Annotated in this window: 12 protein-coding genes; 10 read left to right on the top strand and 2 right to left on the bottom strand. The window is 41.2% G+C overall.

The annotated features are described in order from the left end of the window. Positions 1 to 290: 290 nt before the first annotated feature. Together HMPREF2832_RS05940 and HMPREF2832_RS05945 are read right to left on the bottom strand one after the other, a co-directional pair. On the bottom strand, positions 291 to 974 hold the full coding sequence (locus HMPREF2832_RS05940) for a DUF4947 domain-containing protein (RefSeq protein ID WP_083306324.1): 684 nt from the start codon (positions 972 to 974) through the stop codon (positions 291 to 293). Positions 975 to 1,063: 89 nt separating this feature from the next. After that, entirely contained in the window at positions 1,064 to 2,311 is a 1,248-nt protein-coding gene (locus tag HMPREF2832_RS05945; RefSeq protein ID WP_186823068.1) for a carbohydrate-binding domain-containing protein, read from the bottom strand. Positions 2,312 to 2,525: 214 nt separating this feature from the next. On the opposite strand from HMPREF2832_RS05945, the gene HMPREF2832_RS05950 reads away from it, so the two are divergent. From HMPREF2832_RS05950 to HMPREF2832_RS05995, 10 genes are all read left to right on the top strand, one after another. Further along, complete coding sequence (locus tag HMPREF2832_RS05950; RefSeq protein WP_070505983.1) at positions 2,526 to 3,305, top strand: polyphosphate polymerase domain-containing protein; 780 nt, start codon at positions 2,526 to 2,528, stop codon at positions 3,303 to 3,305. After that, complete coding sequence (locus HMPREF2832_RS05955) at positions 3,298 to 3,981, top strand: DUF4956 domain-containing protein (RefSeq protein WP_070505985.1); 684 nt, start codon at positions 3,298 to 3,300, stop codon at positions 3,979 to 3,981. Before HMPREF2832_RS05950 ends, HMPREF2832_RS05955 begins: the two co-directional genes overlap by 8 nt. Before the next feature lie 92 nt (positions 3,982 to 4,073). Continuing rightward, complete coding sequence (locus HMPREF2832_RS05960) at positions 4,074 to 5,333, top strand: S41 family peptidase (RefSeq protein WP_070505987.1); 1,260 nt, start codon at positions 4,074 to 4,076, stop codon at positions 5,331 to 5,333. A gap of 169 nt (positions 5,334 to 5,502) precedes the next feature. Beyond that, positions 5,503 to 5,631, top strand: a complete 129-nt coding sequence (locus HMPREF2832_RS05965; protein WP_003002102.1) for a teichoic acid D-Ala incorporation-associated protein DltX — start codon at positions 5,503 to 5,505, stop codon at positions 5,629 to 5,631. A gap of 18 nt (positions 5,632 to 5,649) precedes the next feature. Further along, the gene (gene dltA / locus HMPREF2832_RS05970) at positions 5,650 to 7,200 is read left to right on the top strand and encodes a D-alanine--poly(phosphoribitol) ligase subunit DltA (protein ID WP_070505989.1); all 1,551 of its coding nucleotides are present in this window, start codon (positions 5,650 to 5,652) and stop codon (positions 7,198 to 7,200) included. Beyond that, positions 7,197 to 8,450 carry a D-alanyl-lipoteichoic acid biosynthesis protein DltB gene (gene dltB, locus HMPREF2832_RS05975; protein WP_003017621.1) on the top strand — a complete coding sequence of 418 codons (1,254 nt, stop codon included), beginning with the start codon at positions 7,197 to 7,199 and terminating at the stop codon, positions 8,448 to 8,450. Before dltA ends, dltB begins: the two co-directional genes overlap by 4 nt. A gap of 15 nt (positions 8,451 to 8,465) precedes the next feature. Next, the gene (gene dltC / locus HMPREF2832_RS05980; protein ID WP_003002265.1) at positions 8,466 to 8,705 is read left to right on the top strand and encodes a D-alanine--poly(phosphoribitol) ligase subunit DltC; all 240 of its coding nucleotides are present in this window, start codon (positions 8,466 to 8,468) and stop codon (positions 8,703 to 8,705) included. Next, complete coding sequence (dltD, locus tag HMPREF2832_RS05985) at positions 8,698 to 9,966, top strand: D-alanyl-lipoteichoic acid biosynthesis protein DltD (protein ID WP_070505991.1); 1,269 nt, start codon at positions 8,698 to 8,700, stop codon at positions 9,964 to 9,966. The genes dltC and dltD overlap by 8 nt, the downstream gene beginning before the upstream one ends. Positions 9,967 to 10,217: 251 nt before the next feature. Next, positions 10,218 to 10,445 carry a hypothetical protein gene (locus HMPREF2832_RS05990; RefSeq protein WP_041818390.1) on the top strand — a complete coding sequence of 76 codons (228 nt, stop codon included), beginning with the start codon at positions 10,218 to 10,220 and terminating at the stop codon, positions 10,443 to 10,445. Positions 10,446 to 10,542: 97 nt separating this feature from the next. Beyond that, a partial coding sequence (locus HMPREF2832_RS05995; protein WP_256263404.1) for an OB-fold nucleic acid binding domain-containing protein occupies positions 10,543 to 10,766 on the top strand: 224 nt, incomplete at its 3' end.

Genomic DNA, 10,766 nt, shown 5'->3' on the forward strand with positions numbered 1-10,766 from the left:
GACTCAGATTGAAGATAAAGTCATATTAAAAACTTTCCTTAGGTGAGTACGGACGTCAGCGAACTTCTTCGAAGTTCCATGACTAATTATTGAGCCTAAGGTCTCAATAATTCCGAGTGCCTGAAACAATAACATTTCAGGCACTTTTCTCATGGAAAGTTTCGGTATTCTCTTGAATTGATTTAAAAATTGGAACTCATTTTTATTTTTTTGGAGAATCATTTAACTTATTTTACTTTAAAATAGTTTGTTTAGATTCTAATTCTCGCTTGTCTATGCGAGAATGTAAATTATTTAAAGAAGACGACATCAGGATTTGGAGTAATATAGAGAAGTTGATCGTTTTCAAAGACCAGTTGGATGGTGTTGTTTTTATAGGTGTAAATGGTGTAGTTTACTCCGAATTTAGACGCTTGTTTGAGATCAACAGCTCCCATCAAAAAGGCATGAGCTTGTTCCTCTGTGATTTTCCCCTCGTGGTAGAGCCCTTTAATATTTTCTAATTCGGTATTTTCAAAAGATTCGGCAATATAAGCAGGGTCTGTTAGTTGTTTCTCTGGATTTCCAAGAATTGTTTGGACAAGAGCGGTGGTATATCCTTCATAATCCGGCGTCTGTGCAAAAATTTTATCGTCATTTCTAGAGTAGGCTACTTTTAAGTTCCCTGTCGCATAAATTTTATCTTTGGGTGCTTCTTGAGCATTTCTAGGGAGTCCTTCGGTTGTGACGATATCAGAAGTGGTTTCCGTAGTAGTTGAGGGAGAGCTAGAGGAGTTGCTTGAGCTATTTGAACTGGTTGAGCGACTCGGGAGGCTAGAACGACTCGAGCTACTTTTTTTAAAGGTTTTCTTTTTTGAGCTGGTAGTTGTTGGTTCTTTTTTAAAGTTGATCTTAAGATCCGGCACACAGGCTGATAGCAAAAGAAGAGACAGCAAGAGTGTGAAGAAAAGAGGGAGCGTTTGTTTTTTCATCATGTTCCTTTCGATAAGCTGATTGATTTTCTATTCTATCATAAAAAGGGTAACAAAAAAAGGTCAGGAAGAAATCCTGCCTTTATTTGTTATTATGGATGCCCACCTCCAGGTCCACCGCCTTGAGGTCCGCCACCGCCTGGAGCCCCACCGCCTCCAGGCATGGAGTTGACAATTTCTGTTTGTTTTTCACCGTTGATATAGATGTCTCCGCCAGTGTAGGTAGCAGTACCATCAAAGTCGAATCCAGATTGTCCCGTTAATTTAATGGTTCCTCCGGTAACAGTGATATTTCCATTCGAATCAATTGGATCGGTATCGCCTTGGCCAACTTCAACGTTAAGTGTTCCGCCATTCATGGTGAAGAAAATTTCATCTTGGTTGGCATTAGCATTGGCTGCATTGACACCATCATCGGTTGCGTAGATGGTGATATCACCACCGTTGATGGTGATCGATTTTCCTTCGAGACCTTCGACAGACTCTGTTACCTTGTAGGTTCCGCTATCGATGACCAGATCACCAGAAGCATGGATGCCGTCGTCTCCTGCGGTGATGGTCATTTTGTTATCTGAAAGGTACATGGTTCCGACCGAAGTATCGTCATCATTATCCACCTTGACGGCATCTTCATCTGCATCGATGGTCATGGTCGTGCCAGTGATATTGAGTTCGTCATTGACGTTGAAGGCATCTCCTACAGCCGTGATCTTATAGGTTCCACCTGTGATATGGAGAGTGTCATTGGCCTTGATCCCGTTGTTCTTCTTGGCGTCAATGTTGAGCGTACCTGAACCATTGATGGTGAGGTCGCCCTTAGAGAAGATCACTGCGTCGGCATCTTCATCATTGTTTGAACTTGAATCAGACAAGGTATTGGTCGTGCCATCCGCTAGAGTCAGGTAGACATGCCCTGCTTTCGTAGCAGAAATTGGGGCGTTGGTGTTGGTCATGGTAACGCCTTTCAAGACGATGTGAACATCATCTGAGTCACCTGCTTCGACCTTGATTTGAACCCCATCGGATTCACCAGAGATGACATAGGTTCCAGCCTTTGAGATGGTCACAGTTGATCCAGATACAGCTACGCCGTCACCTGATACACTTGCAGAAGATCCAGACAGTTTTACAGTAGAGGCTTTGCTTTCATCATAAGAGCTGTCCTTGTCCTTATCTGTAAAATAGTTGGAATTGTTTGTTTTATTTTTTGAAGTAGAAGTAGCGGTTGTTTGTGCAGTATTGCTTTTTGTAGCTGATTGTGATGACGCCTGGGTGCAAGCTGTCAGTAAGGTGAGGGTTGCGGCCCCCGTTAATAAAAATTTCCATTTGTTTGATTGCATGAGCTTTTCCTCTCGTTCCATTGATATGCTTCTAGTCTAAAGTTGCTAGCTGAAAGTTTCCTAAAGTTTTTCTGAAAGGAACCTTAACTTTAGTTTTCTTTAAGTTTGGCTTAATGACCAGTTAAGAAAGTCCCATTAAACTAGAAAGCACGTAAGTCGTATTCATACTTACTGAAGGTTAGAAACAATAGATCCCCCTTAAAGGAGAAGAAACATGAAAAAAACAATTGAGACAAGTTTCAAACGAATCGAAACAAAATATATCGTCGCAAAAGATGACGTGAAGGACTTGATCAAAGACTTAAAAGAATACGTCGTAGAAGATGATTACCCAACCTCAACCATTTCAAACATTTATTTTGATACGGAAAATTTTGATGTCATTCAAGATGCTCTTGCCAAACAACACCGCCGTGAAAAAATTCGGATGCGGACTTATATAGAAACACCTCAAGCAGACAGTCCAGTGTTTCTAGAGGTGAAGTCAAAAGATGAAGAAGGAATTGGCCATAAATTCCGTCTAGTCGCCACTTCGCAAGCCATTATCAACTTGATGACAGATGGGAAAGTAGATCATCAGATACAAGATCCAGACTTAGTGCAGGAGATTCAGAGATTGCGCAAACGTTATGGTCATCGATTGGAACCACGGATGTTTATTTACTATGATCGCTTGTCTCTCAAAGAAAAGAAATCCATTCAGGGTTATCCTTATCAGAAGATTCGCGTGACAATCGATCAAAACCTAGTCTTTCGAGATCAGGCTGTTAGCCTTTTTGATGGGAAGAAAGGAGAACCTCTACTAGAGGATGACTTCGTAATCATGGAAATTAAGGCTCCTGGGCAAGAACCTCAATGGCTAAAGGATATTTTAGAGAAGTATGGTTTGGTGAAGCAGAAATTTTCAAAATATAGCTGTGCTTATCATAAATCACAAGGCTTGGATTATGCCCCAAGACCAGTTCAAGAAACGGTAGGTGCTGCCTATGTCTAATCTATTTGATTCTATTTTTAATAATGCCACAGCAACAGTGGATCCGGTGCGCTTACTGCTGGCCCTTTTGGTCAGCCTCTTTCTAGGGCTGGCCCTATCTTGGACCTATAAATACCGAACACTTTACACTCGAGAGTTTGTCATTAGTTTGACCTTGCTTCCTTCTATGATGACCTTAGTGATCTTTTTGGTCAATGGAAGTTTGGGAACCTCGATTGCAGTGGCAGGGACCTTTAGTTTGATCCGTTTTCGTTCGGCTACGAGTGGTTCGAGAGAGTTGATTGCCATTTTCTTAGCCATGATTATAGGACTGGCAGCAGGTTCGGGCTATCTTTTATTGGCAATTTTATCAACCCTTTCTTTACTAGGGGTGTGGCTGGTATTAGAGAACAAACAGAGTAAGGCAGACCATCAACGGCGCCGTCATTTGACCATTACCGTCTTAAAACAAGATTCTGTTGCAGAACAAATCAGCCAGTTGTTAGACCAAAGTTGTTCAGAAATTGACTTTATTTCTGTCACAACGGCCCAAGCTGGAGAACAACTGACCTTGAACTACGAGGTAAATATGAAATCGAACATCGATGATTTTGGCCTTGCCAATCTATTGATTAGCAAGATTGAAAATTGTGATGTCGCTCTGACAAAGAAAGCGAAGAAAAGAAAGAATCTATAACGGCTATCCTACTTTAGGATAGTTTTTTAGGGTTTTAAGAACTTTTTAAGAAAAAGTGGTATACTGTTTCTAAAAAATGGAAGGAATCCTTTATGAAAAAGACTGCTATTTTTGAAGATGTCGTCTCTATTATGACCCATGATTCATCTACCAGCAAGGATCGAAAAGGATGCGATCCAGAGCCTTTTCGAGAAAACATTACAGATGATATGACAGATGATGCCTTTCTCTATCAAGTTAAGGCTTACCTAGCTAGTTTTGGGGTGATCGGGCATGTTTCTTTTCGAGATAAAAAGGCCAGTCAAAAAGGGTTCCTTTTGAGAATAAATGGACAGAAACTGTATGTTGAGGAAGCTAATGAAGATACGGGTCTTCAAGTAGGAGATCAGATCCTAGCTCTGGATGGAAGTGACTTGGATCAGATAGCTTCTCTTCATAAAGCCTATTTTATCAGCAAGACCCCAGAAAGACATTATAGAGAATGGGCAGATTTGGTCTCTCAGTCAACGAGTGTCACCCTGCTTCGAGAAGGGATAGAAAAGACCATTAAAGTAGTACCCAGTCGAGAACCGATCCAGGATCAGATTTTTTGGAAACGATTAGACGATGAGATTCTTTATCTTCGTCTGGATAACTTTATGGATGAAGGATCTTTGGGTCGTTTATACCAAGAGTGTTTACCGATGATGACGGAAGTCAAGTTTCTTATCATTGATGTCCGACGCAACAGTGGAGGGACGGATTCTCTATATCTTCCTCTGTTACATCTAGGCTTAGAGAAGGATCAGGGCTATGATTCGCTTGACTGGGATGATGATGGCATGGAAATTCTCTACACAGAGCGCAATGTTGACCTGCGCTTGAAAGACTTTGAGGACTGGATGCAACAGGAAGAAATTAGTCCCGAAACAGTTAAGCTACTTGAAGATATGAAAGAGAATTTGATACACTATCGGGGAAAAGGCTATGTAGCATATAAGGAAGAAAGCGAGGAATTCTTCCCAGAGGTCAGAGGGGGCCACTATCCTGAACAGATCTTTATCTTGTCGGATATCTACTGCGCTTCTTCTGGGGATAATTTTGTTCAGATGATGAGGCAGTTTAAGAAGGTAACGGTGGTGGGTCGACCAACTCTCGGGATTCTAGACTACTCTAATTGTTGTACAGTTGATTATGGCGATTTTTGTTTAATGTTTCCCACTTCTCGCTGTTTAAGCGTGGATCAAGGGAAAGGGATGACGGATCAGGGTGTTCTACCCGATATAGAGATTCCTTGGACACCTAGCCATTTCGAGAGAGATGTGGATCTGGACAAGTGTCTGGAGTTGATTTATCAGGGGACTGTGAAATAGAATAGGATTTCAACCAGAAAACTGATTAAAGAAAAATGCTATCGTTAAACGGCTTGAATGATCTGAAATGATAACGTTTTCTACGACATTCTCACTATGTTTAAAATTGCTTACTTGGTATAAAAAATGGTAAAATAGTGAGTAACAATCAAAATGAAGAGTGAAACTTATGAAACATAAAACACTTTATAAATTTATCGGGCAGACGGTCTTGTATTTCGCCATTTTCCTAGCCCTACTTTATTTCTTTAGTTACCTTGGTCAAGGTCAGGGTGGCTTTATCTACAACGAATTTTAGAAAAGGAGACTCCTAGCCGTGTCAAACCAACCAATTACTGATATGATCGAGACAATTGAACGTTATGCGCAACTACAACCAGACTATCCGGTTTACAATGTCCTTGGTGAGGAGCATACCTATGGCCAATTGAAGGCTGATTCAGATAGCTTGGCTGCCCACATCGACCAAATGGGACTTCCTGAAAAGTCACCTGTAGTGGTCTTTGGTGGTCAAGAATATGAAATGTTAGCAACCTTTGTGGCCTTGACAAAATCTGGCCATGCCTATATCCCAATTGATAGCCACTCTGCCTTGGAGCGCGTGTCTGCCATTGTTGAAGTAGCAGAGCCAAGCTTGATTATTGCCATCAATGAATTTCCATTGGAAAACCCAGCTGCTCCAATCATGTCCTTGGAGCAAGTGCGTGAAGCTTATGCGGCTCAGCATGCCTATGACTTGAAACATCCGGTCAAAGGGGATGATAACTACTACATCATCTTTACCTCAGGGACAACTGGGAAACCAAAAGGGGTGCAAATTTCGCACGATAACTTGCTCAGTTTTACCAACTGGATGATTACGGACAAGGAATTTGCAACGCCAGAGCGTCCGCAAATGTTGGCACAACCGCCTTATTCCTTTGACTTGTCTGTCATGTACTGGGCACCGACCTTGGCTCTTGGAGGAACCCTTTTTGCTCTTCCATCAGCCATCACTCAAGACTTCAAACAACTCTTTGCGACCATCTTTTCTCTTCCGATTGTTATCTGGACTTCGACACCATCTTTTGCAGATATGGCCATGTTGTCTGAAGATTTCAATGCTGAAAAGATGCCAGGAATCACCCATTTCTACTTTGATGGGGAAGAGTTGACCGTTAAAACTGCCCAGAAATTGCGTGAGCGTTTCCCAAATGCACGCATCATCAATGCCTACGGCCCAACGGAAGCAACTGTTGCTTTGTCGGCTGTAGCCGTAACAGATGAGATGTTGGCTACTTTGAAACGTCTGCCAATTGGCTACACCAAAGAAGATTCTCCAACCTTCATCATTGATGAGGCAGGAAACAAATTGCCAAATGGTGAGCAAGGGGAAATCATCGTGTCTGGACCAGCCGTTTCAAAAGGTTATATGAATAATCCAGAGAAAACAGCAGAAGCCTTCTTCGAATTTGAAGGCCTTCCAGCCTACCATACGGGAGATGTCGGAACCATGACGGATGAAGGTCTCCTTCTCTATGGTGGACGGATGGACTTCCAAATCAAGTTTAACGGTTATCGTATCGAGCTAGAGGATGTCTCTCAAAACTTGAACAAATCGAAGTATATTGACTCAGCAGTCGCAGTACCGCGTTATAATAAAGATCACAAGGTCCAAAATCTCTTGGCCTATGTCATCTTAAAAGAGGGTGTCAAAGAACAATTTGAACGCGAAATTGATATCACGAAAGCCATTAAGGAAGATTTAGAAAACATCATGATGTCTTATATGATGCCTTCAAAATTCCTTTACCGTGACAGCCTGCCATTAACACCAAACGGGAAAATCGACATCAAAGGGTTGATTAGCGAGGTTAACAACCGATGATCGAGTTTTTGAAACAGCTCCCTCATTTAGAACACTATGGAACACCGATCTATTTTATCTACCTCATTCTAGCTTTTTTGCCGATCTTTGTGGGCCTCTTTTTCAAAAAGAGATTTCCGGTATATGAAGGACTTGTGAGTCTGATCTTTATCATTTTGATGCTGACAGGTTCGAATCTCAAGCAAATTTATGCCCTGCTCTTTTACGTAGTCTGGCAAATCTTGATTGTGTATTCCTACAAGATTTATCGTCAGAAAGCGGACAATAAGTGGATTTTCTATCTTCATTCCTTCTTGTCTGTCTTGCCCCTGATCTTTGTTAAGGTGGAGCCAGCGATCAAGAATGGGCACCAATCCTTGTTTGGATTTTTAGGGATTTCGTATTTAACTTTCCGGGCTGTCGGAATGATCATCGAAATGCGAGATGGTGTCTTGAAAGAATTCACACTCTGGGAATTCTTACGCTTTATGCTCTTTATGCCGACCTTCTCAAGTGGGCCGATTGATCGTTTCAAGCGTTTTAATGAGGATTATAAAGCCATTCCTGAGCGTGAAGAATTATTGGATATGTTGGAGCAAGCCGTTAAGTACATCATGTATGGCTTCCTTTATAAATTTATCCTAGCTCATATTTTTGGCCACTTATTGTTAGGTCATGTGCAGACCTATGCCTTGTCTCAAGGTGGATTCTTCAATATCGGAACGCTGGGAGTCATGTATGTTTATGGTTTTGATCTCTTCTTTGACTTCGCGGGCTATTCGATGTTTGCTTTAGCAGCTTCCAATCTGATGGGGATTAAAAGTCCTATCAACTTTGATCGTCCCTTTAAATCACGTGACTTAAAGGAATTCTGGAATCGTTGGCATATGAGTTTATCTTTCTGGTTCCGTGATTTTGTCTTTATGCGTCTCGTGATGGTATTGATGCGCAATAAAGTATTCAAGAGCCGGATTACCACCTCAAATGTTGCCTATATTATCAATATGTTGGTTATGGGCTTCTGGCACGGGGTGACCTGGTACTACATTGCTTATGGGCTCTTCCATGGGCTTGGACTGGTTATCAATGATGCTTGGATTCGTAAGAAAAAGACCATCAATAAAGAAAGAAAAGCAAAAGGATTGGATCCTATACCGGACAATCGTTGGACCAAAGCTTTAGGGATCTTTATCACCTTTAACACGGTAATGCTGTCCTTCCTGATTTTCTCAGGATTCTTGGATCAACAATGGTTTCCAAAATTGAAATAAAAGGAGTATAGAAAAATGGATGTAAAATCACAAGTAATTGAAATTATTGACGAATTGTTTATGGAAGATGTCTCAGACATGATGGATGAGGATCTATTTGATGCGGGTGTCCTTGATAGTATGGGAACAGTCGAATTGATTGTGGAACTGGAAAATCGCTTTGGAATCCGTGTTCCTGTATCTGAATTTGGACGCGATGATTGGAATACTGCTAACAAGATCGTAGAAGGTGTAACGGAGCTTCAGAATGCTTAAGCGTTTGTGGCTGATTTTAGGGCCCGTATTTTGCGCGCTCCTCATGGTAGCAGCTTTATTATTCTTTTATCCAATCAATCATAAGCACAACTATACTGAAGAGAAAAAAGCTGCGGTTAGTCTGAATGCAGAAGGCTTCAAGAGTCGTACAAAGAAGCAAGAAGCACTTTCGGATCCACAGCATCGCTTTGTTCCTTATTTCGGCTCAAGTGAATGGTTGCGTTTTGATGTGGTGCATCCAGCAGTTTTGGCTGAAAAATATGACCGCAATTACAGACCCTACTTTTTAGGAGAACGTGGTGCGGCTTCTTTGAACCAGTATTTTGGGATGCAACAGATTTTGCCAGAACTCAAGGACAATACAGCTGTTTATGTAGTTTCTCCGCAATGGTTCACCAAGAAGGGCTATGATTCCTCTGCCTTTCAACAATTCTTTAATAGCGATCAGTTGAATAGCTTTATTGCAAATCACCAACAGGATGCTGCATCCCAGTATGCTGCAAAGCGTCTGTTACAACAGTATCCAAATGTCGCCTTTCAAAGTGTTGTAACGAAAATTTCTCAAGGAAAGAAAATTTCCGGATTTGATCAGTCTTTGAACCAGTTTGTTTCCCACCTTGTTCAACGCGAAGATGCTTTGTTTAGTAATCTTGCAACGCGTACAAATGGGAATTACGATAAGAAAGTCAAAAAACGTCTACAAGATTTACCAGATCAATTCTCATATGAGAAATTGGAAGAAATTGCAACGGCTGAAGCAAAAGTCAAAACCAATAACAACGACCTTGGGATCAGCAATCATTTTTACAATACCCGTTTAAAAATGAAGTTGAAGAAACTAAAAGGTTTCCAAAAAAACGAATCCTATGTTCAATCTCCAGAGTACAATGACTTGCAATTGGTTCTAGACCAGTTTGCTAAATCTCGGACCAATGTTATCTTTGTCATTCCTCCAGTTAATGCCAAATGGATGAAATACACAGGCTTGAGCCAAGACATGTATGAACAGGCTGTTCAAAAGATTCGTTACCAATTGAAAAGTCAAGGTTTTACTAATATTGCAGACTTTTCTAAAGATGGTGATCAGTCCTATTTTATGGAAGACACGATTCATATGGGATGGAATGGTTGGCTAGCCTTTGATAAAGCGGTCAATCCCTTTGTCACAAAGGCTGAAAAAGCACCAACTTACCATCTAAATGATCGCTTCTTCAGTAAAGACTGGGCCCAATATAAAGGGACACCAGACGAATTTAAATAATGCTTGATCAAAGGGGGCAGGATCGAATCCTGGCTCCTTGATTTGTGAGAAAAGTGAGAGAAAGTCACAAACGAGCAAGAGAGTTATCCACAGGTTGTGGGAAACTTGCTTGTAAATGGGTGAAAGCAAGTCCTGATGCTGATGGAACTTCCTCTTTTGAGGGGAAAACAGGTGAAAGTTATCCACATTTTTGTGGATAAGTAATAAAAAACAGTGGATAAGTCAGCTAGTTTGTGAAAAGGAGAAATAGTGTGAAAAAAATTTGGTTTTACGCAATCGTTCAGGGAATTGTGATCTTTTTTATTGTGGGTGGCATGACCTACGCACTTAGGGGAGATTTCTTTTTCCGCTACCTATCCCCTATTTTTGGACTAGCAGCAGCTGTCTTGCGATTTGGGACAGCGACTTTAATGAAGGTGCTAGCACCCACTCTCTACGATGATCCCAAAAAGAAGGAAGAAGTCAGTCACGATAACTAAAGAAGTTGCTGACTGAAAAAGTTGAGCTAAAGGCCACTTTCTGTTTGTCTTTATGGTAAAATAGAAGGAAGAATATTAGTTTGGAGATTAATTAGAAATGAAACGTTCAATGTATGCTGGACGTGTTCGTGAAGAACACATTGGAACTCATATTACCTTGAAAGGATGGGTTAGCCGTCGTCGTGACTTGGGTGGTTTGATCTTTATCGATCTACGCGACCGCGAAGGAATCATGCAATTGGTGATCAATCCAGAAACAGTTAGTGCAGAAGTGATGGCTACAGCTGAAAGCATCCGTAGTGAATATGTTGTAGAAGTGAC

It is taken from the genome of Streptococcus sp. HMSC073D05 (assembly GCF_001812015.1).
Taxonomy (GTDB): domain Bacteria; phylum Bacillota; class Bacilli; order Lactobacillales; family Streptococcaceae; genus Streptococcus; species Streptococcus parasanguinis_D.

Bases quoted from the DNA above. Each gene is read 5' to 3' on its own strand.
- HMPREF2832_RS05945 (WP_186823068.1), bottom strand. From the start codon at position 2,311: ATGCAATCAAACAAATGGAAATTTTTATTAACGGGGGCCGCAACCCTC.
- dltB (WP_003017621.1), top strand. From the start codon at position 7,197: ATGATCGAGTTTTTGAAACAGCTCCCTCATTTAGAACACTATGGAACA.
- HMPREF2832_RS05955 (WP_070505985.1), top strand. From the start codon at position 3,298: ATGTCTAATCTATTTGATTCTATTTTTAATAATGCCACAGCAACAGTG.
- HMPREF2832_RS05965 (WP_003002102.1), top strand. From the start codon at position 5,503: ATGAAACATAAAACACTTTATAAATTTATCGGGCAGACGGTCTTGTAT.
- HMPREF2832_RS05940 (WP_083306324.1), bottom strand. From the start codon at position 974: ATGATGAAAAAACAAACGCTCCCTCTTTTCTTCACACTCTTGCTGTCT.
- dltC (WP_003002265.1), top strand. From the start codon at position 8,466: ATGGATGTAAAATCACAAGTAATTGAAATTATTGACGAATTGTTTATG.
- dltD (WP_070505991.1), top strand. From the start codon at position 8,698: ATGCTTAAGCGTTTGTGGCTGATTTTAGGGCCCGTATTTTGCGCGCTC.
- HMPREF2832_RS05960 (WP_070505987.1), top strand. From the start codon at position 4,074: ATGAAAAAGACTGCTATTTTTGAAGATGTCGTCTCTATTATGACCCAT.
- HMPREF2832_RS05950 (WP_070505983.1), top strand. From the start codon at position 2,526: ATGAAAAAAACAATTGAGACAAGTTTCAAACGAATCGAAACAAAATAT.